Below are 22290 nucleotides of genomic sequence, written 5' to 3'. Positions count from 1 at the left end.
GTCCCATGCCCGAGGCCTACGTCGTCGACGCCGTGCGTACCCCTGTCGGCAAGCGCGGCGGGGCGCTGTCGTCGATGCACCCGGCCGACCTCGGAGCGTGCGTTCTACGCGCGTTGCTGGACCGAACCCCGGTCGACCCCATCGATGTCGACGACGTCGTGTTCGGCTGCGTCGACGCCATCGGGCCACAGGCGGGGAACATCGCCAGGACCTCCTGGTTGGCAGCGGGCTATGCGGAGGAGGTACCTGGCGTCACGGTCGACCGTCAATGCGGATCAAGCCAGCAGGCACTGCATTTCGCAGCGCAAGCCGTCATGAGCGGCACCGCCGATCTGGTCGTCGCCGGGGGCGTGCAGAACATGTCCGCGATCCCGATCGCCGCGGCTATGACGGCGGGCCGCGCCTACGGATTCGACACTCCGTTCGACGGGTCGGCAGGCTGGGTGCACCGGTACGGGAAACAGGAAGTCTCGCAGTTCCATGGCGCGGAGATGATCGCCGAGCGGTGGAACATCGCACGCGAGGACATGGAGTCATTCGCTCTCTCGAGCCACGAGCGTGCGCGTCATGCCATCGCGACCGGGCGTTTCGACCGCGAGATCGTCGCGGTCGACGGGTTCGCCGTGGACGAGGGTCCTCGCGCCACCACGCTCGAGAAAATGGCCGCCCTGCCCACGCTCGTCGAGGGAGGACGACTGACTGCGGCGCTCGCGAGCCAGATCTCCGACGGCGCCAGCGCCACGCTGGTGGCGTCCGAGGCGGCGGTTCGCGAGCATGCGTTGGTTCCGCGCGCTCGGGTGCATCACCTGAGCGCACGGGGAAGCGATCCGATCGCGATGCTCAGCGCGCCCATTCCGGCCACACGCCACGCGTTGAAGCGCACCGGATTGGCGATCGACGACATCGACGTCGTGGAGATCAACGAAGCGTTCGCCTCGGTGGTGCTGGCCTGGATGAAGGAGACCGACGCAGACCCGGCAATCGTCAACGCCAACGGCGGCGCGATAGCTCTCGGCCATCCGCTCGGCGCGACGGGCACGAAGTTGTTCGCGACGATGCTGTGCGAACTCGAACGCACCGGTGGCCGTTACGGATTGCAGACGGTATGCGAGGGCGGCGGCACCGCGAACGTCACGATCATCGAACGCCTGGGGTAGCGTCGTCCGATCGGTCCAACATGGCACCGAGCCGTTCGATCGCCGCCACCGCGTCGTGCACGATGTGCTCGATCAACTGCTCGACCGTCGGAACGTCGTCGAGCACTCCGACGACCTGACCCGACGCCAACACTCCTGCGTCCGTATCACCCTGGACGAGACCCGACTTCAGCATCATCGGCGTGTTCGCGGCCATCAGCACCTGCGCCCAACTCAGGTCACGACTGCGGCGCATCTCCACGCCGTCGCGCACCATGGCGCGTAGCGACATTCCGGTCATTTTCCTGAACCGCACAGCACTCCGCACAGCGTTCACGAATCCCGTTGCATGCGAACCATTCTCCAGAGATTCGACCAGCGGGGTCCGAAGAACTCGGTGCGGCATGCCGTCGACGCGGGTCGACACGACCGTCCCGTCGAGCCCGGACTCCAGGTACTTTCTCTTGACGGCGTCGGGCACCGTGGATTCCTGCGTCAGCAGAAAACGTGTCCCCATCGCGACTCCCGCTGCACCGTAGGACAATGCGGCCGCCAACCCCCTGCCGTCGAAGAATCCGCCGGCTGCGACGACAGGGATGTCGACCGCGTCGAGCACCGACGGCAACAGCAACGTCGTCGCCACCGGACCGGTGTGTCCGCCGCCCTCTCCCCCTTGCACGACGACGGCGTCAGCACCCCACTGCGCGACCTTACGGGCATGCTTCGCTGCCCCGACGGAGGGAATCACCACTACCCCAGCCTCTTTCAGGGTAGCGATCAAGTCGGGTCTCGGTGCGAGCGCGAAGGACGCGACGCGGACGCCCTCTCGGATCAGTAGATCGACGCGCTGCCGCGCGTCGGTGGCGTCGGCACGGATGTTGACACCGAACGGGCACGACGTCGCGCGTTTGGTCTTCGCGATCGCTGCCGCCAGTTCGTCGTACGTCATCGTCGCCGACGCCAGGATGCCGAGACCACCCGCGTCGGCGGTCGCTGCCACGAGACTCGGTCCGGCCACCCACCCCATCCCGGTCTGCACGATCGGGTGACGCACTCCGACGAGTTCGGTCAGCGGCGTGGACAGCGTCGTCACGACGACGGCACCTCCTTCTCGCGCAGTGCGCGCGGATCGAGCACGTCTCGGATCAGGTGCAGTTCCTCGTCGGTCGGGATCCGCGTTTCCGCCACGTCGGTGCAGGCGAGCTCGAAACCCGTGGCGGCGCACACGTCGTCGACGGACACTCCCGGATGCACCGACGACAACCGCATCGAGCGACCGGGTCCCCCGAAGTCGAGGACACCGAGATCGGTGACGACGCGGTGCACGTCGAGGAAACGTGCAGCCGGATCGTCGCCGACTCTGTCGTAGCCGACGCCGGACACCATGTCGACGGCGTCGACGAAGACCCGGGTGGAGTGCTTCGGTACCCAGTAGCTGGTCCGGTGATTGATCGTGTTGCCCGGTCCGCCGCGCACCCCGAACATCTGACGCGTCGGCCGTGCATGATCGCCGAGGCACGAGATGTTCTGGTTGCCGTGACGATCGAGTTGGTTGGCACCCATGACGACGTGGCGTCGCCCGCTTGCGACGACGTCGAACACTCTGCGGTACGGAATCCAGCCTTCGATCGCGCCGCTGCCGCCGAGCGCGGGCGTGTCCGCGAGCAGATACGCCTCGCCGTCGGACAGCAACAGATCGGGTGCGGTGGTCAGTCGTGCGAGCCGTGCACCGAGGGCCGGAACGAGCGCCATCGGGCTGGCGAGTATCTCCCCCGCGCCGAGGAAGAGGTCGGCGCACGCGGCAGTGCAGATCTCCGCGCGCGTCGCCGTCGTGGTCACTGTCGTCATCGCACTGCCTCCTGTCGCGCATCGACACCGTGCGCGAACCGCTCGACGAATCGTCTCCCCTCGGCGACGTCACTCGCCGCGCGCACGTAGTCCTTCTGCGTCTCCTCGTCGCGTCCGTAGTCGGGCACACACGACGTGAAACGAGCTCCCCCAGGCACTTCGACGACGGCGTCGACCATCATGCGGTTGGTCAGCAACGCCTGCGGTGGCACCGCATCGACGAGATCCGCTGTCGATACAACCCGTTCGCACGTCAGGTAGCGTCGTTCGGACGCAAGCAGATACAGATCGTCGAAGTACGGGTCGGGCCCGAGGTACGCGCCGTTGCCGCTCGCATCCGCGAGATTGAGGTGCACGAATGCCGCGTCCAGGTTCAGCGCGGGCATGGCGACGAGTTCTTCGTGTGTCGACGTTCCGGGAATCGGATACGGCGAGAGCACGGTCCGCAGTTCCGGGTAGTACGCCATGACGTCCGATCCGAGCCCCGCGCGAATGGGCAGAAACGGCAGGCGTGCAGCCGCGGCCCGAAGACCCGCGTTCAACATCCCCTCGTCGAGTTCGCGTACCTCGATTCGACCGGACGTGCGTGCTCGCGCGAACCACGGGTCGTACGGCACGGAATCCAGCGAGACGAACCCGAACACCACGCGTCGCACTTTCTCTGCAGCACAGAGCATTCCGACGTCGGGTCCACCGTACGACACCACTGTCAAGTCCTTCAGATCCGACCGCAGGATCGCCTGGACCGCCGCCATGGGCTTGCGTCGCGAGCCCCATCCCCCGAATCCGACGGTCATTCCGTCGGACAGTTCGGCGACCAGTTCGTCGAGAGTGGTCGTCTTGTCACGCCGAGTCGGTACGGCCATGTCCGTCATCCCTTCTCGGTCGGCGCGCGGAAGTTGTTGTCGAGCGATGCTCGCCGGGCCTCGTCGGCAGCGCCGGACAGATTCAGCTCGAACGTGAATCCCTGCTCGAATCTGTAACTCCGATGCACCTGCTGCGGGTCGATTCCGTTGAGCGCTTCTTTCGCGGCGCGAATGACGCGCGTGTCCTTGGCCGCGATCTCGCGCGCGACGCGAAAGGCTGCCTCGACGAGATCGTCGCGGGGCACGACGTCGTAGATCGACCCGAAGTGCTGCAGCGTCGCGGCGTCGATCTGCCGAGCCGTGTAGTAGAGCGTGCGCATCAGATGCTGCGGCACCAACCGCGCCAGGTGCGTTGCGGCTCCGAGCGCGCCGCGGTCGACTTCGGGCACTCCGAACGTCGCGTCGTCGGAGGCGACGACGACATCCGCATTTCCGACGAGACCGATTCCACCGCCGAGGCAGAAGCCGTGCACCGCAGCGACAACGGGCACCTCGCAGTCGTAGACCGCGGAAAATGCTGCGGCGCAGCCCTTGTTGGCGCCGATGAGATGGTCGTAGCCCGAGAACTTCTCGATCTCCTTGATGTCGACGCCGGCGCAGAATCCGCGATTCTCGGCGCGAAGTACGACGACCCGCACGTCTGCATCGCGACCCGCGGCGCGCACCTCGTCCGCGAGGTCGAACCAGCCCTGCACGGGAAGCGCGTTCACCGGCGGGTAGTCGATGGTGACGACGGCTATTCCCGGCTCGGGTTCGGTTGCAGTGATTGCCACGATCGATCCTCACGTTCGACGCCAAAGCAAGCATGTGCTTGGTAAGTTAACACGGAGATCCAACGAACTCGGACGGTTCGGCGATTTCTCAGCCCGACGGGAGACAGACGTGGAATCAGCTCGCATCGGCAAGGTTGCCCTGGTCACCGGCGGCGCACGCGGCGTGGGAGCCGGAATCGCACGCGCATTTCTCCGAGCGGGGTATGTCGTCGTCACGTGTGCGCGACGCGAACCCGAATCCCCGGTCCTGGACGGCCTGGCACACGCGGAGTTCCTGCGATGCGACGTGCGGCGGGAGGACGACGTGCAGCATCTCGTGTCCACGATCGTCGAACGGCACGGCAGCCTGGACGCGGTCGTCAACAATGCGGGCGGTTCCCCCTACGCATTGGCCGCCGACGCGAGTCCGAATTTCCACCGGTCGATCGTGGAACTCAACCTCCTTGCCCCACTGCTCGTCGCGCAGACTGCGAATCACGTCATGCAGCAACAGGATTCGGGCGGGTCGATCATCATGGTGAGCAGCGTCAGCGCGCGACGCCCGTCGCCCGGGACGGCCGCGTACGGAGCGGCGAAAGCCGGCCTGGAGAATCTGACCGGATCGCTCGCCGTCGAGTGGGCTCCCAAGGTTCGCGTCAGCGGTCTGACCGTGGGGATGGTGGCCACGGAACGGAGTGCGCTGCATTACGGCGACGCGGACGGCCTCGATGCCGTGGCGCATACCGTCCCACTGGGGCGGCTCGCGACGCCCGACGACGTGGGGGCGTCTGCCGTCTTTCTGGCGTCCCCGGCCGCGTCGTACATCACCGGAACGATGCTCGCAGTACACGGAGGCGGTGAGCGGCCCGCATTCCTGGGCGCGTCGAATGCCGACAGAGATCGAGAACCCGAGGGAGGACCTTCATGACAGGGTTGTGCCGAGACCGCGTCGTCGTCGTGACCGGGGCGGGGCGGGGTATCGGGCGTGCACACGCGCTTGCGTTCGCGGCCGAGGGCGCCAAGGTCGTGGTCAACGATTTCGGCGTCGCGCTGGACGGGTCGACGGCGTCCGGGGGTCCGGCGCAGGCCGTCGTCGACGAGATTCGCCTACGCGGAGGCGACGCCGTCGTCGATACCAGCGACGTCGCGGACTGGGCAGGCGCTCGCACGGTGATCGACACGGCGATCGAGACGTTCGGGTCACTCGACGTGCTCGTCAACAACGCCGGCTTCCTCCGTGACCGCATGCTGGTGAACCTGGAGGAAGCCGAATGGGATGCCGTCGTTCGCGTGCACCTCAAGGGTCACTTCGCGCCGCTACGCCATGCGGCCGCGTACTGGCGGTCGGAGTCCAAGGCGGGACGACCGGTCGACGCGCGCATCGTCAACACGAGTTCGGGTGCCGGGCTGCAGGGAAGCGTCGGGCAAGGCAATTACGCGGCCGCCAAAGCCGGCATCGCGGCCATGACGTTGGTTGCGGCGAGCGAACTCGCGCGATACGGAGTCACCGTCAACGCCATTGCGCCTGCGGCACGCACACGCATGACGGAAGGGGCCTTTGCCGACGACATGGCCGCGCCGACATCGGGATTCGACGCCATGGCGCCCGAGAACGTCTCACCCCTCGTCGTCTGGCTGGGCAGTACCGAGTCGAAGGACGTGACGGGACGCGTGTTCGAAGTCGAAGGCGGAATCATCCGACTGGCCGAAGGGTGGCGTCACGGCCCGTCGGTCGACAACGGCGCACGGTGGGCCCCGGCGGACATCGGGAAGGGTGTGCACGAGATCCTCACGGCCGCAGCCGATCCGGTTCCCGTCTACGGCGCTCGTTGACGGACCGGTCACGCCCGCTGACTGGACACCGACACGACTTCGCCCGTCAGATACGTCGAATAGTCGCTGGCGAGGAATGCGATCGTGCTCGCGATCTCCCACGGCTCGGCGGCGCGCCCGTACGCCTCGTCCGCTGCGAGCCGATCGAGCAGTTCCTCCGACGTCACCTTGGCCAGGAATGCATGAGCGGCGATGCTGGGCGCGACGGCATTGATGCGCACCCCGTATTCGGCGGCCTCGACCGCACTGCACCGAGTCAGGGCCATGACCCCGGCCTTGGCCGCCGCGTAGTGCGCTTGACCGTGCTGTGCACGCCACCCGAGAACACTGGCGTTGTTGACGATCACGCCGCCGTGATCGACTCCCCGGAAATAGTTCAGCGCCGCCCGAGTGCACCGGAACGTCCCGTTCAGCGTCACGTTCAACACGGTCGACCATTGATCGTCCGTCATGTCGACCACGGGCGTCTCACCACCGAGCCCGGCATTGTTGACGACGACGTCGATCCGCCCGAACGCGTCGACTGCGCCGTCGATCAGCGCGTCGACCTGACCGGTGTCGGTCACGTCGCAGACGACCGCTGCCACCGCGCCGAGCGCCAACCCCGCGAGTTCGTCACGCGTGGCCTCCAGTCGCCGGGGATGCACGTCGGAGACGACGACGTCGGCCCCTTCCCACAGGGCGCGACGCGCCGTGGCACTTCCGATTCCGGTGCCCGCGGCGGCGGTGACGACCACGACACGATCCGTCAGCAGACCGTGACCGGGCGTTTCGACGGGAGCGATCGAGAGGGGGCCGGGTGGGCGTGTGGTCAACGTCGTGCCTCTCGTGGAAGTCCGAGCACTCGCTCGGCGATGATGTTTCGCTGTATCTCGTTGGAGCCGCCGTAGATCGTGTCGGCGCGGCTGAACAGGTACAGCCGCTGCAGTCGGTCCAGGTCGTCGTTCGGAGCCATCGCCGACGGCGCACCGACGACCTCCATGGCCAATTCGCCGAGTCCGCGATGCCAGGTCGCCCACAGCAGCTTCGAGACCGACGCCTCACCGTGCTCGCCCGATCCCCCGAGCGTCGACGACGCATAGGCCCGCATCACCTTCAGCCCGATCCACGCGCGAATCAACTTCTCGCGCACCACAGGGTCGTCGGCGGTCCCGTTCCGGTGCGCGATGTCGACGATGTCCGACAATTCCCGAGCGAATCCGACTTGCTGACCGAGGGTGGAGACGCCGCGCTCGAATCCCAAGGTGGCCATCGCTACCGCCCAGCCGCGCCCGGGTTCCCCGACGACGAGGTCGCCGTCCGTTCGCGCACCGTCGAAGAACACCTCGTTGAACTCCGATGTTCCGGTCAGTTGTCTGATCGGCCGAACGGTCACACCGTCCTGCTTCATCGGCACGAGCAGGTACGAAAGACCGGCATGTCGACGAGATCCCTTGTCCGTCCTGGCGATCACGAACGCCCAATCGGCGACGTGAGCGAGCGAGGTCCAGATCTTCTGTCCATCGATCACCCAGTCGCCGTCGATCAGAGTGGCCGACGTCGACACCGCTGCCAGGTCGGATCCGGCGCCCGGCTCCGAATAGCACTGACACCACAGCTCGTCGACGCTCGCGATGCCAGGAAGGAATCGAGCACGGTGCGCGTCGGTTCCGAAGGCGATGAGGGTGGGCCCCAACAATTGTTCTCCGATGTGCGCGACGCGGGCAGGCGCGTCGGCCCGCGCGTACTCCTCGTGGAAGATCACCTGCTGTTCGAGGCTCGCGCCGCGTCCTCCGTACTCGACGGGCCAGCCGATGCACGTCCACCCGGACCGAGCGAGGTGACGCTCCCACGCCACTCGGTCGTCGAACGCCTCGTGTTCGCGCCCTGGACCTCCCATCCCTTTCACCGCCGCGAAATCGCCTGCGAGGTTGTCGCGCAGCCAGTCTCGGACGCGACGGCGAAATTCGCCGTCGGAGGTGTCCTCGAATCCGCCGAACCTTCCCGCGACGTTGTCCATTCGGGTACGTTAACAAACCAAGCCCTTGCTCAGCCAGGAGTCGACATGACCGAAACCAGCGACAGCCAGGTAGTCACGTACGAGACCCGCGGACGGGTCGCGCTCGTGACGATGAACCGACCGGAATATTCCAATGCACAGAATTCGGCGATGACCTACGCGTTGGACCGCGCATTCACCACGGCGGTCGAGGACGACGACGTCGCAGCAATCGTATTGGCGGGCAACGGAAAGCACTTCTCGGCCGGACACGACATCGGTACGCCGGGCCGTGACGTCGACGCGCACTACGAGAACCGAGCGGTGCTGTGGTGGGACCACGTGCGCAAGGCGGGCGGCGACCAGAGGTTCGCACGGGAGATGGAGGTCTACCTCGGAATGTGCAGGCGGTGGCGGGAGATACCGAAGCCCACCATCGCTGCCGTGCAGGGTGCCTGTATCGCCGGCGGTCTGATGCTGTCCTGGGTCTGCGACCTGATCGTGGCGAGCGACGATGCATTCTTCTCGGATCCCGTCGTGCGGATGGGTATCCCCGGCGTCGAGTACTTCGCGCACCCGTGGGTCCTCGGGCCACGTCGAGCGAAGGAGATTCTGTTCACCGGCCAACGGTTCACGGCCGAGCAGGCACTCGAGTGGGGAATGATCAACCGGGTCGTTCCTCGCGCCGAGCTGCACGACGCGGCGTCGACGCTCGCCGAGCAGATCGGCGAGATGCCCGGATTCGGGTTGGCGCTCACGAAGAAGGCCGTCAATCAGTGCGAGGACATCATGGGACTTCGCGCCGGGATGGATTCGGTGTTCGGTCTGCACCACTTCGCGCACTCGTACAATGCCGAGGTCGATTCGGATTCGTTGGGCGGTATGGATGCCAGGTCCATGAAGACGTCGGCAGCTGCACGCGAAAGGACGTGAGCGCATGGACCTCGACTTCGATTCCGACACAGTTCGTTTTCGCGAGGAGGTGCGAGAGTTCCTGCGGGACAACATCCCCGAACGGCCGTTGCGGTCGATGGACACGGCCGACGGTTTCGAGGCCCATCGCGAATGGGAACGAATGCTTGCCCGACATCGCTATTCGGTGGTCTCGTGGCCGCGAGACCTGGGCGGCCGGGACGCGTCGGTGCTCGAATGGCTCCTCTTCGAGGAGGAGTACTACGCGGCCGAAGCTCCGGGCCGCGTCTCCCAGAACGGCATCTTTCTTCTCGCTCCGACGTTGTTCGCGCACGGCACCGACGAACAGCTGCGACGGATTCTCCCCCGGATGGCAGCTGGCGACGACATATGGGCACAGGCGTGGTCCGAGCCCGAGGCAGGCAGCGACCTGGCCGGAATCCGGTCTTCTGCGCACCGGACCGACGGCGGCTGGCTGCTGCGCGGACAGAAGACGTGGAGCTCGAGGGCCGGGTTCGCCGACAAGGCCTTCGGGTTGTTCCGGTCCGACCCGGCGGCCGAGCGCCACCGCGGTTTGACGTACTGCATGTTCTCGCTGACGGCCGACGGCGTCACCGTCCGACCGATTCCGCAGTTGAACGGCGAATCCGGTTTCGCCGAGATCTTTCTCGACGACGTGTTCGTCCCGGACGACGACGTCCTCGGCGCAGTGCACGACGGCTGGCGCGTCGCGATGAGCACGTCCAGCAACGAACGCGGAATGTCCCTGCGCAGCCCGGGACGCTTCGTCGCCGCGGCCGATCGATTGGTCCGGCTGTTTCGTGAGCACGGCGATGCGTCGGACACCGCCGTGGCCCACCGCGTCGTCGACGCGTGGATCGGTGCCCAGGCTTATCGGCTGCACACGTTCGGGACGGCGACGACGTTGACCGACGGCGGCAGCCTCGGCGCGGAATCCTCGCTCACCAAGGTGTTCTGGTCCGAACTCGACGTCGCGCTGCACGAAACCGCGCTCGACGTGCTCGGTACGGACGCAGAGGTACGCGGACCATGGACTGACGGCTTCGTGTTCTCGTTGTCCGGCCCGATCTACGCCGGCACCAACGAGATTCAACGGGGTGTCATCGCCGAGAGACTGTTGGGCCTGCCGAAGGCACACCGATGAGATTCGTTCTCGACAACTCGCGACTCGATTTCGCGGCCTCGCTCGATTCGATGCTCGCCGCTGCCGACGTACCCCGCGTGTCCCGGGCTCTGGCGGCAGGTGACACCGGGCCGGTGCGACGGCTGTTCCGGTCACTTGCCGCGCTTGGGGTCACGGGCCTTGCGATCGACGCCGATCACGACGGCGTCGGCGCGGACCCCGTCGACATGGTGGTGGCGATGGAACGACTCGGTCGGTGGGCGGTCCCCGGGCCGCTCGTCGAATCGATCGCCGTCGTGCCCGTGCTGTTGACACACACGACATTCGATCGGCGCGATTCCTGGCTGACCGCACTCGCGTCCGGTGAGCTCATCGCCTCGTCGGCACTGTCGCCGTCGATGCCGCGTGCCGCCGACCCTGGCGTCGCCGATCTGCTGTTTCTCGTCGAGAACGGCAACGTCCGGACGGCCGTCGTCGACGCCGCGGTCCAGTCCGTCGATCCGTCGCGGACGCTGGGACACCTCCGCGCGTCCGACACCGTGTCGGCGCTCGACGACGGGGCCGAGGACGTCGTAGGCCTGCACGGGTCACTGGCGTGCGCCGCGCAGTTGGCGGGCGCAGGCCGGGCGCTTCTCGACACCACGGTCGAGTACGCGAAGTCCCGACGGCAGTTCGGCCGTTCCATCGGCACGTTTCAGGCCGTTCAACATGCGCTGGCGGACGTCGCGATCGAGATGGAGATGGCTCGTCCGCTCCTGATGGGGGCAGCGTTGTCCGTCGGGTCGGGATCGGTGGACGCACGCCGCGACGTCTCTGCCGCCAAGGTCGCTTGCACCGATGCCGCGTACCGGGCGAGCCGGACCGCGCTGCAGGTTCACGGCGCGATCGGATACACGAGGGAATGCGACCTGTCGCTCTGGATCGGCATGGTCCGGGCGTTGCGTTCTGCGTGGGGAACGCCGTCCGCGCATCGACGGATCGTGCTGGAGTCGTTGTGAACATACTGAACGACGATCGGACGATGCTCGCGAAATCCGTGCGCGCGTTGCTGTCCAAGAGGTCGGGATCGCCGGATGTGCGTGCCGCGACAACGACCCCCGACCGATTCGACCGCGACCTGTGGACGACGTTGTGCGAGCAGATCGGAGTGGGCGGTCTGCTGATCGACGACGAGCACGGCGGTGCGGCGGGCTCGTTGATCGATGCGGCGGTCGTCGCCGAGGAACTGGGACGCATGCTCACCCCGTCCCCCATGCTCGGAACGGCGTGTCTTGCAGCAACTCTCCTGGCCGCCACGACGGACGACGACGCTCGGGCGCGACTCCTCCCCGGGATCGCAACAGGAGCGACCGTCGTGTCGGCGTGCCTCGCCGACGAATGCGGCCGCTGGTCCGGCGCACGCCTCGGGGTTCAGGCGAGGCTCGAGCACGAGTGGACGCTGACGGGTACCGCCCACTACGTCCTGGACGCCGGTGCTGCCGATACGTTCGTCGTTCTCGCGACGAACGACGGCGATCCCGGCCTGTTCGAGGTCGGCGCCCACACCCCCGGTGTGGCCGTATCCGACGGCGGCACACTGGATCCGACGCGAGCTCTGTATCGAGTCACGTTCGACGACGCGAACGCTCGGCCCATCGCCGCCGCCGATCCGGTGCGAGCCGTCGATCATGCCCTGTCCTGTGCGACGGTGCTGCTCGCCGCCGAGCAGGTCGGAGCTGCGGCTCGGTGCCTGGAACTCACCGTCGACTACACGACGTCGCGCACCCAGTTCGGACGGCCGATCGGCAGCTTACAGGCCCTCGCTCATCGGATGGCGGACCTGCACGTACTCGTCGAATCGGCCAGAGCCGCAGCCTATGTCGCGGCGCAGTCGATGACCGAACACGGTGCGTCGAACCCGGACGTCTCGGTCGCCAAGGTCTGGTGTTCCGACGCGTTCGGAGCCGTCGCCGCCGACTGCGTGCAATTACACGGCGGGATCGCGATCACCTGGGAGCACGACATGCACCTGTTCTTCAAGCGAGCTCATGCGAGTTCTCTGCTGTTCGGTTCGCCGGGGACACACGTCGCGGCGCTCGCCGAGGACGCAGGCTTCTCATCGGAACTGCCCCCAAGCTAACGCTCGGGCGGGGAGAGTGGATAATTTGCGCATGGCTGCATCGACCGAACCCTCGCGGAGCCCCGCGGCACCGCGGCGCCGCAAGAACGGGCGCGCGACCGACCCGGCATCCCAGGGTTCGACGCGTCGTCGGGCTCTCGTCGACATCGCAGCAGAACTGTTCGCCGAGCGCGGCTTTCGATCGACGACCGTGCGCGAGATCGGGGACGCGGCAGGCGTGCTGTCGGGCAGCTTGTACCACCACTTCGATTCCAAAGAAACCATCATCGACGAGATACTGACGAGCTATCTCGACAGTCTCATGGCCACCTACCGGGACATCGCCGGACGCGATCTCGATCCGAAAACGACACTGCGCGAACTGATCCTCGCCGCGTTCGTCTCCCTCGGTCCGCACCGAGCAGCCATCACGGTCATTCAGAACGAACGCAACTACCTGTCCCAGTTCCCTCGCTTCTCGTACCTCACCAAGGCCGAAACCGACGTCCGGCAGATCTGGGTCAAGGTGATAGAAGACGGAATCGCGCAGGGCGACTTCCGCGACGATCTCGATCCGATCATCGCCTACCGCTTCCTGCGCGATTCGGTGTGGGTAGCCGTCCGATGGTTCACCCCGTCGGGAAAGCTGTCGGCCGAGCAGCTCGCCGACCAATACCTCCGACTCGTTCTGGAGGGGCTGGAATCACCGACGAAGACCCGCCGACAGCGATGACCTAGCGGTCCGACGCGCCCACGAGCTGCAATTCCTGCCGCACCGTCACGTCCGCCGTGGCGTCTGCGGGACGCCTGCACACTGCCATCGTCTGGTCCCACCACGACTGCACTGCGATCGTCTCGGACCCCGACCTGCTGTTCTCCACCGATCTCCTCCACGTGTTCGTATCATTCGGCTCGCGCCTGAGCAGGTGATACCCAGCTCGTCTCATCTTCAATCACATTGCCGACGAGGCGCCGCGTATGACGTCAGACCCGATAGGTATGCCCGTCGGCCTTGCGCACCGAATGTCGCTTGGCAGGATGTATCGGCAGACACCTCGGCAGCGCCGAGACCACGACATCTCTCCACGGAAGGCGTGATACGTGCACGGCCATGAGGTTTTCGACTTGCGCGACAAGGTCGCACTGGTCACCGGATCGAGCAGAGGCATCGGCCGCGCGCTGGCCACCGGGCTGGCGGAGGCGGGCGCGCGCGTCGTGTTGAACGGGCGCGACGCCGACGCACTGTCTCGCACTCGTGACGAAGTCGCCGAGGCGACCGGAGCCGACGTCCGCGCCGACGCATTCGATGTCACGGACTCGGCCCAGGTCGCGGCGGCAGCAGTGCGTATCGAGTCCGAGGTGGGCCCGGTCGAGATCGTCGTGAACAACACCGGCGTTCAGCATCGCGCTCCGCTGCTCGAGTTCGCCGACGACGATTTCCGTCGGGTACTGGATACGAACCTCACCAGTGCCTTCTACGTCGGCCGTGAGTTCGCACGCGCGATGGTCGATCGCGGGCACGGCAAGATCGTCAACATCTGTTCGGTCCAGAGCGAACTGGGACGGGCAGGCATCGCACCCTACGCGGCGAGCAAGGGCGGGTTGAAGATGCTGACCCGCGGTATGTGCGCGGATCTCGCTCCGCGCGGTATTCAGGTCAACGCTCTCGCGCCCGGTTACTTCGACACCGAGTTGACGCGCGCGCTCGTCGACGACGCCGAATTCACTGCCTGGCTCGCCGCGCGCACGCCTGCCGGTCGATGGGGCCGTACCGAGGAACTGGTCGGTTCGCTGCTGTTCCTGTCCTCGCCCGCATCCGATTTCGTCAACGGCCAGATTCTGTACGTCGACGGCGGCATGACCGCCGTCGTCTGACACACACCAACCGTTTCGTCCAGAAGAAGTGAGATCTCTCGTGGCACCCGTACGTATACACCTCGGCCCGACGCACAATGCCGAACTGGCCGACGCGATCACCTGCGCGGGAGGCGTCCTCGCACCGCTCGACGACGCCGACGCGGTGGTGTGGACGGCGGGTCCCGATTCGTTCCCGCGTGATCTGCCCGACTCGATCCGTTGGGTGCAGCTCTCGTCGGCCGGCGTCGAGTCCTGGTTGGACGCAGGGATCGTCGACGACAAGAGGACGTGGACGTCCGCCGCCGGCGCCTATTCCCGCACGGTCGCACAACACACCATCATGCTGCTGCTGGCCGGTGTCCGACACCTGCCCGAGCAGCTGAAGGCAGACTCCTGGCGGAAGGACGAATTCGACCCGCGAGTCGGAACGCTGGACGGAAGCACCGTCGCGATCGTCGGGTGCGGCGGCATCGGCCGGGCACTCATCCCGTTCCTGCACGCAGCGGGCGCGAAAGTGCTGGCGGTGACGCGCTCGGGGGTTCCGGTCGACGGCGCCGCGCTCACGCTGCCCGCCGACCGTGTCGACGAAGTCTGGTCCAACGCAGATCATTTCGTGATCGCCGCGCCTGCGACGAGCGAAACCGCGCATCTGGTCGACGCGTCCGCGTTCGCCCGCATGAAGCCGTCGTCGTGGGTGGTCAACGTGGCGCGCGGGGCACTGGTCGACACCGGTGCTGCCGTCGACGCAGTGAAGAACGGAGTGATCGGCGGAGTCGCGTTCGACGTCACCGATCCCGAACCACTCCCCGACCAGCACCCGTTGTGGTCGCTCGAGAACGCAATCATCACACCTCACGTCGCGAACCCAGCGTCCGGATTGTCGACGGCGCTGGCTGCACACATCGCACGTAACGTCGAACTTCGCTGCGCTGGAAGCGAATTGGTAGCCAAGATCGACCCGAACCGGGGCTACTGACCTCGTTCGGGCGGACGGGTGTTGGCGGCGACGTACTCCGCCAACACCGTCCGTAGCACCTCACGGACCGCTTCGGCGGGTTTGGACAGCGGCTGGTTCGCGGGTGTCCCCAACGACACCTGCACTTCGATGACCGGTTCGATCCGTCGCAGCTCCAGCCCCTGAACGTTCATCATTCTGCGCGCCACGGACAGCGGTAACACCGTCGCGCCGAGGCCACTTCTGACGGCTTGACCCATCAGGGTCACCGATTCGACCTCCGCCACGATCTTGGGTTGTGCCAGAGCGGATTCGAACGCTGCTCCGACGACCTTGCGGATCGTGTGCATCCGGCCGGGAAGCAGCAGCGGCACTTCGAGCAGGTCGAGCAACGACACGGCGCTACCGGCTTCGCCGGGAAGACCGGTTCCCGACGGCGCGACCACCATCAACTCCTCGGTCAGCAGCCTCTCGAACGTGACGCCCTTGATCGGGCCCGCGTCGTAGAGCAGAGCCATGTCCATGCGGCCGGTCATCATTGCTTCACTGAGCACACCGCCGAAATTCTCGTTGATATGCAACAGAATCGACGGGTACCGCGCACGGACCGCCGTCAGCAGCGGTAGCGCGATCGCGGCGACGGTGCTGTACGGAGCAAGCCCCACCGACACGCCGCCGGCCAATTCCCTTCCGACGACACTGACTTCGGCCTGTGCGCTCTCCACCTGCCGCAGAATCACCTGCGCGTGTCGGTAGAGCGCCTTTCCTGCGTCGGTCGGTTCGACGCCCTGTTTGCTGCGAATCAAGAGCTGCTGCCCGAAGTGCGACTCCAACGCCGTCATCTGTTGACTGAGCGCCGGCTGGGCGATGTGGAGGATGTCCGCTGCGCGCGTGATGCTGCCGGCATCGACGATCCGAACGAACGAGTACAGCCGTCGTGTGTCCACTGTTTGTTCTTCTCTCCTATCGGTTCAGCACAAGGTTTCCTCACCGTTTCAGATGAGCTACAGCGCTGTAGCGATTCACGTGCATCCGACACGCGGGTCCCGCATATTCCCAGGTGAACCAGCATAAGCCTTTGCTATTACATCACTGCGAACGGGTATTAACGCTCGATCGTCGTTCCTGCGTAGCGTCCGTTCCAACGAGATGCGGCACCGGGCGTACAGCCCACCGTCACCTGACGTTCCACTTCGACAGGCAGAAAGGCAGGAAGCGATGGTTTCCAGAATCGACCTCGTCGCCGATCTGGGCGAGAGCTTCGGCGCATGGACCATGGGCGAAGACGAGGCGCTGCTCGATCTGCTCACGTCGGCGAACGTTGCCTGCGGCTTCCATGCAGGCGACCCGCGCACGATGGATCTGACCGTTCGGCGTTGCGTCGAACGTGGGATCGCCGTCGGCGCGCACCCGAGCTTCCCCGATCTGGCCGGATTCGGCCGTCGCGCAATGGATCTGACGCCCGACGAGGTACGAACGGACGTCCTGTACCAAATCGGTGCCCTGCAGGCGTTCGCGACGGCGCACGGTACGTCGGTCACGCACGTGGCTCCGCACGGCCGGCTCGGCAATCTCGTCGCGACCGGACCGGATTACGCCACCGCGGTCGTCGACGCCGTCTGCGCTCTCGACCCGAGCATGATCGTCATGGCGCAGGACGGCTGCCTCGCGGACGAGGCCCGTACGCGAGGTGTACGTGTCGGAATCGTCGGAATCGCCGATCGCGCGTACCGACCGGACGGCACCCTGGTGCCGCGCACCGAGCCGGGAGCCGTGATCGAAGACCTCGACGAATTGGTGGCTCGCACGGTGCGCATGGTGGTCGACGGTGTTCTCGACGCGGTCGACGGCACACCGATCGCCATCGCGGCCGATACCGTTCTATTGCACGGCGACAACCCGGGTGCAGTCCGCACCGCCGCAGCCATTCGAGCTGCTCTCGACGCGGCAGGCGTCGAGATTCGGGGGTTGCATTCGGACACCGTGCGCCGCGATCGCTGTCCGGCATGACGGGCTTGACCATCACCGACTGCGGCGACTCGGCACTGCGAGTCACGTCGTCGGCGGCGACGACGGAAGAGAAGTGGGCCCGGGTACACGCCCTGGCGGCCACCCTCGACGCTCGCAGTCCATCAGGCGTGTTCGGCGCGATCGTGACCTACGACGCGCTGCTCGTCGAATTCGATTGCGTGACAACCTCACACGACGCAGTACGGAGGGCCGTCGAGTCCGCAGCGCAGGCAGGTGGCGACACCGAGCATCGCGCACCGCGGTCCTTCGTCGTTCCGGTCGTCTACGGAGGTGTGCACGGTCCCGATCTGGAGCTCGTCGCCTCGGTACTCGGAGTGAGCACGGACGAGGTCGTCCGTATCCACTCCTCCGAGCCGCTCACCATGCGTTGCTTCGGGTCTCCGGGCGGAGCGCCCATGCTCGACGGGCCTGCGTTCGAACTTCCCATTCCTCGACGGTCCAGTCCACGCCCGAGTGTTCCGGCCGGAGCGGTCGCCGTCGCGGGGCGTCAGGCCGTCGTATCCGCCCGACCGGCACCCGGCGGGTGGCAGGTCCTGGGCCGCACACCTGTCGAACTGGTCGACCTCACGTCGAGCCCGTTGTCGCCTTTCGCCCCGGGAGACACCTTCAGCTTCGAACCCATCGACGCTGCGGAGTGGGACGCGTACGCAGGAGGCATCGATGGCTGAGACCTTGACGATCCTGCAGCCTGGGATCTCCGCCGTCACCGACCTCGGACGGCGACGCGCGAGCCGTGTCGGGCAGATGACCGGTGGCGCGTCGGATCAGTACAGCGCCGAGGTCGCGAACGCTCTCGTCGCGAGCGAACCCACTGCACCGTTGGTGGAACTCATGGCGTTGGACTTCGCCATGGTGCCGAGCACCGACATCCTCGTCGCTGTCACCGGCGCTCCGGCCGAGGTTCGCGTCGACGGCGTTCGGGCCGCGCAGTGGGAACCCCTCGTGGTTCCGGCGGGCGCGACGCTGTCCGTCACACGCATCCGTCAAGGGCTGCGCGTCTACATCGCCGTGCACGGTGTCGTGCACGCGCGGTCGTTGATGGACAGTTGCGCACCGGATTCCGTGCTCGGGTTCAGCAATCACCTCGCACCAGGAGACACGATCGAGATCGATGTCGACTGCCCTCCGATACGGCACCCCCATTTCGACATCCCCGTCTTTCGTCTCGGCGCCGACCGCCCCCGGTTCGGCGACCACTGGGACGTTCCCGTCACCGACGGTCCCGACATCGGGGACTTCGGTGGCACCGAGACACGGCTGTTCGACACCACCTTCACCGTCGGTGTCGCCAGCAATCACATCGGACTTCGCCTGGCCCCACCCGACGGCCACCGGCTTCCCGAACGCACCGCGGCGACGGAGATGTTGTCCCGCGGTGTTCCGATCGGAGCCGTCGAGGTTCCCGCCGGTAACGAACTTCTCGTCCTCCATCGGGGACGCGGGGTCACTGCCGGTTACCCGGTGCTCGCCGTCGTCACCACGATCGGCCTGTCACTACTCGGCCAGGCTCGACCCGGCCACACCGTCCGTTTCACCCGTACCGGCATCGACAACGCGGTCGCTGCGCACCGACGACGCCAATCCGACATCGATGCAGTGCGGTCGAGAGTCCACACGGTCTTCACCGCACTCGGAATTCCGACTCACGTCGGCCCTGGACCACTACCCAGATCTGCACTCACACTGGAGTCAGCATGACAAACGCACTCACCCCGGACACAGGCACTGCACCTCCGGCACCGGAGACGACCAAGGTTCGCAAGGTTGTCCTGGCCGGATGTGTCGGCATCTTCGTCGAGCTGTACGACAACGGCATCTTTGCCTTCATGGCGACGGCGCTGGCCATCGTGTTCTTCGACGTCTCGAAGTCGTCGGATGCCCTGATGCTCGTGTTCGCGGGCTACGCCATCTCGTTCTTCATTCGACCGCTCGGCGCCGTGGTCTGTGGCATCCTCGGTGACCGCATCGGCAGACAGAAAATGCTGGTGTTCGTCATCATGCTGATCTCCGTCGCCACCGCAGGTATCGGTTTGCTTCCGACCTACCAGGCCATCGGAATCGCGGCCCCCGCGCTGTTGATCCTGCTACGCATCATGCAGGGCTTCTCGGTGGGCGGCGAGGCTGCAGGCGCGATGACGTTCCTCGCCGAGCACGCTCCGGACAACAAGCGCGGTCGAATCACCAGCTACGCCCAGATCGCATCGTTCCTCGCTCTGCTGACCGGCACGCTCGTCGCCTTCGCGATGTCGCCCTGGCTGAACGAGGCAGCGATCGACGGCGGAGGCGTCGCGAGTTGGGCATGGCGCGTTCCGTTCCTCGTCGCAATTCCGATGGGCATCGCCGGGTGGTACATCCGTCGTGCAATCAGCGACACCCCCAACTTCGAGAAGCTCAAGGCCGAAGGCGGTCTGTCTCGGAACCCGCTCAAGGAAGCATTCGCGACCCCCGAGCACCGCAAGGCAATGCTGTTGGCCCTGTTCATTCCGCTGATGAACGGCTCCGGTTACTACGTCCTGTTCTCGTACATGCCCACGTTCCTCAAGGGTGAGAGCATCGGATTCTCCACCGGCACCGCGCTGCTCGTCACCGCCGCATCGCTGGTCGCGATCTGCATTGCAATCCCGTTCATGGGCGCGCTGTCGGACCGGATCGGTCGAAAGAACGTCATTGCCGGAGCGGCTGCGGCCATGGCCGTCGCGGGCATCCCGTGCTACGCACTCATCGCTACCGGCAACGTCGCCCTCGCCGTCCTAGGCGCCTGCGTCATGGCCGTCATCTTCGCCGGACACACTGCTGTCATCCACATCCTGATCGTGGAGCTGTTCCCCACCCGCGTTCGCTACTCCGCGTACGGCCTCGGGTACAACATCTCCTCCGCTCTGTTCGGTGGAACGGCTCCGCTGCTGATGACCTGGCTCATCCCCCACTTCGGAATCTACGTCCCTGCCTACTACGCGGTGATCACCGCGATCGGCACGCTCATCGCCGTCAGCACCATCACCGACCGCGCCCACGAACCGCTTCGGGACACTCTCTAAGGACTCTGTCATGCCATTCAGCGACTACAGCACTGCCCTCGTCACCGGAGCGAACACCGGAATGGGCGCCGCCGCCACCGAACTGCTCACCAAACGCGGAATCACCGTGTACGGCCTCGCCCGCGATGCTGCCAAACTCGACGACGTCGCATCACGGACCGGAATGATTCCGCTCGCCGTGGACGTCACCGACACAGCCGCATTGACTGCAGCTGTCGGGGATCTCGACATCGACATTCTCGTCAACAACGCAGGTGTGTCGGCGACGGGCAACATCCTCGACGCCAGCGAGGAATCCGTCGACGCGATGGTCGACGTCAATCTCCGCGCCGTGCTCCATCTGTGCCGGCTGCTTCTGCCGGGCATGGTCGAACGCGACCGCGGACACGTCGTCAACATCAGCTCCATCGCCGGTCTGTACAACTTCTACGGACACACCGCCTACCACGCCACGAAGGCTGCGGTGCACCAGATTTCGCGCCAGCTCCGCAACGACACCAAGGGCAAGCGCATCCGCGTCACCGAGATCTGCCCCGGCCGCGTCGAGACCGAGATCTTCGGTCGCAATCTCGGCGGAACACCGGAAGCCATGAAGGAAGCGTGGGACACGTTCTACGAGGGCTTCGAATCGATCACCACCAAGGACATCGCCGACGCCATCGAGTTCGCACTCGATGCACCGCGCCACGTCAACATGGGCCTGATGGAGATCATGCCCACGTTCCAGGTCCCCGGCGGCCTCGACTTCGTGCGGCGCAATGACTGAGACGACACTCGGCGTGGTCGCACACGCAGCCGACGACCTGCGCGTCGAACAGGTGCCGGTTCGCCGTCCTGCTGCCGACGAGGCCGTCGTCGAGATCGCGTTCGGCGGAATCTGCGGATCCGATCTGCACTATTGGACGCACGGCGCCGCAGGCGAGTCCATCCTGAAAGCTCCGATGCTTCTGGGCCACGAAGTGGTCGGCACGGTCACCGCGGCGGCGGCCGACGGAAGCGGTCCCGCCGCCGGGACCCGTGTCGCGGTGCACCCTGCCACCCCGAAGCCCGGCACCGTGCGTCATCCCGAGGATCGGCCGAACCTGTCACCAGGATGCACCTATCTCGGTAGCGCGGCCCAATTTCCCCACACCGAGGGAGCTTTCGCGAAGTACTCGGTGCTGCCGAGTCGCATGCTGCGCCCTCTGTCCGACACTCTGGACTTCCGCACGGCTGCCATCGCGGAACCGGCTGCGGTGGCATGGCACGCGGTTGCACGTGCCGGCGACGTGACGGGAAAGAAGGCGCTCGTCGTCGGATGCGGCCCCATCGGCGCACTCGTCGTCGCGGTGCTGGCACGCGCCGGTGCCGCCGAGATCGTCGCGGTCGACCTGCACGAGACGCCGCGCGAGATCGCCCGGTCGGTGGGTGCAACCCGCACCCTCGACGCCTCGGACTCCGAATCGATTGCCTGCGTCGATGCCGACGTTGTCATCGAATGCTCAGGCAATCGATTCGGTCTCGAGTCGGCCATCCGCGGTGCGACGCGCGGTGGCCGAGTGGTCATGCTCGGGCTGCTTCCGACCGGAATGCAGCCTGCTCCACTGTCTCTCGTCATCACACGCGAACTCGAGCTGGTCGGTTCCTTCCGATTCAACAGCGAAATCGACGACGTCCTCGAGGCGCTCGCCGACGGTTCGCTCGACGCGAGCGCCGTGGTCACCCATACCTTCGGCGTCGACGATGCTCTCGAAGCATTCGCCGTCGCCAAGGATTCCGCACACTCCGGCAAGGTCCTGCTCGAGTTCTGAGCCTGCGCGTCATCGCCGATCGTTATATCCCGAGAACGAACAGGTCTTGGGC

Annotated in this window: 24 protein-coding genes; 16 read left to right on the top strand and 8 right to left on the bottom strand. The window is 66.1% G+C overall.

Going from position 1 to position 22290, the window contains the following annotated elements; genetic code table 11:
* Nucleotides 1-5: 5 nt before the first annotated feature.
* Nucleotides 6-1157 carry an acetyl-CoA C-acetyltransferase gene (locus DK926_RS14110; RefSeq protein ID WP_114330944.1) on the top strand — a complete coding sequence of 384 codons (1152 nt, stop codon included), beginning with the start codon at nucleotides 6-8 and terminating at the stop codon, nucleotides 1155-1157.
* Here DK926_RS14110 and DK926_RS27040 read toward each other — a convergent pair.
* The 4 genes from DK926_RS27040 to DK926_RS14090 are packed head-to-tail and all read right to left on the bottom strand — an operon-like array spanning nucleotide 1138 to nucleotide 4623.
* Nucleotides 1138-2229, bottom strand: a complete 1092-nt coding sequence (locus tag DK926_RS27040) for a nitronate monooxygenase (protein ID WP_114330943.1) — start codon at nucleotides 2227-2229, stop codon at nucleotides 1138-1140. The two genes, DK926_RS14110 and DK926_RS27040, sit on opposite strands and share 20 nt — an antisense overlap.
* On the bottom strand, nucleotides 2226-2984 hold the full coding sequence (locus tag DK926_RS27035; protein ID WP_114330942.1) for a CoA-transferase: 759 nt from the start codon (nucleotides 2982-2984) through the stop codon (nucleotides 2226-2228). The genes DK926_RS27040 and DK926_RS27035 overlap by 4 nt, the downstream gene beginning before the upstream one ends.
* Complete coding sequence (locus DK926_RS14095) at nucleotides 2981-3850, bottom strand: CoA-transferase (protein ID WP_114331013.1); 870 nt, start codon at nucleotides 3848-3850, stop codon at nucleotides 2981-2983. The genes DK926_RS27035 and DK926_RS14095 overlap by 4 nt, the downstream gene beginning before the upstream one ends.
* Before the next feature lie 5 nt (nucleotides 3851-3855).
* Nucleotides 3856-4623, bottom strand: a complete 768-nt coding sequence (locus DK926_RS14090) for an enoyl-CoA hydratase family protein (RefSeq protein ID WP_165839576.1) — start codon at nucleotides 4621-4623, stop codon at nucleotides 3856-3858.
* 109 nt (nucleotides 4624-4732) lie between these two features.
* Here DK926_RS14090 and DK926_RS14085 point away from each other — a divergent pair, with 109 nt between their 5' ends.
* Nucleotides 4733-5530 (top strand): SDR family oxidoreductase, encoded by a 798-nt coding sequence (locus tag DK926_RS14085; protein WP_068431281.1) that lies wholly within the window; start codon nucleotides 4733-4735, stop codon nucleotides 5528-5530.
* Nucleotides 5527-6435, top strand: coding sequence for an SDR family oxidoreductase (locus DK926_RS14080; RefSeq protein WP_114330941.1), 909 nt, complete (start codon nucleotides 5527-5529; stop codon nucleotides 6433-6435). The genes DK926_RS14085 and DK926_RS14080 overlap by 4 nt, the downstream gene beginning before the upstream one ends.
* Before the next feature lie 8 nt (nucleotides 6436-6443).
* On the opposite strand, the gene DK926_RS14075 is transcribed toward DK926_RS14080, so the two are convergent.
* Entirely contained in the window at nucleotides 6444-7250 is an 807-nt protein-coding gene (locus DK926_RS14075) for an SDR family oxidoreductase (RefSeq protein WP_114330940.1), read from the bottom strand.
* On the bottom strand, nucleotides 7247-8434 hold the full coding sequence (locus DK926_RS14070; protein WP_114330939.1) for an acyl-CoA dehydrogenase family protein: 1188 nt from the start codon (nucleotides 8432-8434) through the stop codon (nucleotides 7247-7249). The genes DK926_RS14075 and DK926_RS14070 overlap by 4 nt, the downstream gene beginning before the upstream one ends.
* Nucleotides 8435-8479: 45 nt before the next feature.
* Between DK926_RS14070 and DK926_RS14065 the strand changes: the two genes are divergently transcribed.
* From DK926_RS14065 to DK926_RS14045, 5 genes are read left to right on the top strand one after another with little or no spacing between them, the layout of a single operon-like run.
* Nucleotides 8480-9346 carry an enoyl-CoA hydratase gene (locus DK926_RS14065; protein ID WP_114330938.1) on the top strand — a complete coding sequence of 289 codons (867 nt, stop codon included), beginning with the start codon at nucleotides 8480-8482 and terminating at the stop codon, nucleotides 9344-9346.
* 4 nt (nucleotides 9347-9350) lie between these two features.
* Nucleotides 9351-10490, top strand: a complete 1140-nt coding sequence (locus DK926_RS14060) for an acyl-CoA dehydrogenase family protein (RefSeq protein WP_114330937.1) — start codon at nucleotides 9351-9353, stop codon at nucleotides 10488-10490.
* The gene (locus DK926_RS14055) at nucleotides 10487-11467 is read left to right on the top strand and encodes an acyl-CoA dehydrogenase family protein (RefSeq protein WP_114330936.1); all 981 of its coding nucleotides are present in this window, start codon (nucleotides 10487-10489) and stop codon (nucleotides 11465-11467) included. Before DK926_RS14060 ends, DK926_RS14055 begins: the two co-directional genes overlap by 4 nt.
* On the top strand, nucleotides 11464-12588 hold the full coding sequence (locus DK926_RS14050) for an acyl-CoA dehydrogenase family protein (RefSeq protein WP_207890818.1): 1125 nt from the start codon (nucleotides 11464-11466) through the stop codon (nucleotides 12586-12588). Before DK926_RS14055 ends, DK926_RS14050 begins: the two co-directional genes overlap by 4 nt.
* A 31-nt stretch (nucleotides 12589-12619) precedes the next feature.
* Nucleotides 12620-13300, top strand: a complete 681-nt coding sequence (locus DK926_RS14045) for a TetR/AcrR family transcriptional regulator (protein WP_114330934.1) — start codon at nucleotides 12620-12622, stop codon at nucleotides 13298-13300.
* Between the two features lies 1 nt (nucleotide 13301).
* Here DK926_RS14045 and DK926_RS26650 read toward each other — a convergent pair whose 3' ends face one another.
* Nucleotides 13302-13448: a hypothetical protein gene (locus DK926_RS26650; protein WP_165839575.1), complete on the bottom strand. Its 147-nt coding sequence runs from the start codon at nucleotides 13446-13448 to the stop codon at nucleotides 13302-13304.
* A gap of 220 nt (nucleotides 13449-13668) precedes the next feature.
* Here DK926_RS26650 and DK926_RS14040 point away from each other — a divergent pair, with 220 nt between their 5' ends.
* On the top strand, nucleotides 13669-14442 hold the full coding sequence (locus DK926_RS14040; RefSeq protein ID WP_114330933.1) for a glucose 1-dehydrogenase: 774 nt from the start codon (nucleotides 13669-13671) through the stop codon (nucleotides 14440-14442).
* Nucleotides 14443-14527: 85 nt separating this feature from the next.
* A complete protein-coding gene (locus DK926_RS14035) occupies nucleotides 14528-15400 on the top strand; it encodes a D-isomer specific 2-hydroxyacid dehydrogenase family protein (RefSeq protein ID WP_243636814.1) in 873 nt (290 codons plus the stop codon).
* Here the strand turns inward: DK926_RS14035 and nac are convergent.
* Nucleotides 15394-16326, bottom strand: a complete 933-nt coding sequence (gene nac, locus DK926_RS14030) for a nitrogen assimilation transcriptional regulator NAC (RefSeq protein WP_243636801.1) — start codon at nucleotides 16324-16326, stop codon at nucleotides 15394-15396. The two genes, DK926_RS14035 and nac, sit on opposite strands and share 7 nt — an antisense overlap.
* A 271-nt stretch (nucleotides 16327-16597) precedes the next feature.
* Between nac and DK926_RS14025 the strand changes: the two genes are divergently transcribed.
* Genes DK926_RS14025 through DK926_RS14000 form a run of 6 tightly spaced genes read left to right on the top strand, consistent with a single transcriptional unit; the run spans nucleotide 16598 to nucleotide 22238 of the window.
* Nucleotides 16598-17389, top strand: coding sequence for a 5-oxoprolinase subunit PxpA (locus DK926_RS14025; RefSeq protein ID WP_114330931.1), 792 nt, complete (start codon nucleotides 16598-16600; stop codon nucleotides 17387-17389).
* Complete coding sequence (locus DK926_RS14020; protein WP_114330930.1) at nucleotides 17386-18078, top strand: carboxyltransferase domain-containing protein; 693 nt, start codon at nucleotides 17386-17388, stop codon at nucleotides 18076-18078. The genes DK926_RS14025 and DK926_RS14020 overlap by 4 nt, the downstream gene beginning before the upstream one ends.
* Nucleotides 18071-19108 carry a biotin-dependent carboxyltransferase family protein gene (locus DK926_RS14015; RefSeq protein WP_114330929.1) on the top strand — a complete coding sequence of 346 codons (1038 nt, stop codon included), beginning with the start codon at nucleotides 18071-18073 and terminating at the stop codon, nucleotides 19106-19108. Before DK926_RS14020 ends, DK926_RS14015 begins: the two co-directional genes overlap by 8 nt.
* Nucleotides 19105-20448: an MFS transporter gene (locus DK926_RS14010; RefSeq protein ID WP_114330928.1), complete on the top strand. Its 1344-nt coding sequence runs from the start codon at nucleotides 19105-19107 to the stop codon at nucleotides 20446-20448. The genes DK926_RS14015 and DK926_RS14010 overlap by 4 nt, the downstream gene beginning before the upstream one ends.
* Nucleotides 20449-20458: 10 nt before the next feature.
* On the top strand, nucleotides 20459-21214 hold the full coding sequence (locus DK926_RS14005) for an SDR family oxidoreductase (RefSeq protein WP_068431317.1): 756 nt from the start codon (nucleotides 20459-20461) through the stop codon (nucleotides 21212-21214).
* Entirely contained in the window at nucleotides 21207-22238 is a 1032-nt protein-coding gene (locus tag DK926_RS14000) for an L-idonate 5-dehydrogenase (protein ID WP_114330927.1), read from the top strand. The genes DK926_RS14005 and DK926_RS14000 overlap by 8 nt, the downstream gene beginning before the upstream one ends.
* Nucleotides 22239-22290: the final 52 nt, after the last annotated feature.

Origin of the sequence: Rhodococcus sp. Eu-32 (assembly GCF_003336925.1) — a bacterium.
Taxonomy (GTDB): Bacteria; Actinomycetota; Actinomycetes; order Mycobacteriales; family Mycobacteriaceae; genus Rhodococcoides; species Rhodococcoides kyotonensis_B.
Note: the sequence above shows the minus strand (reverse complement) of the source record. Positions and strands in the feature narration are given on the sequence as shown.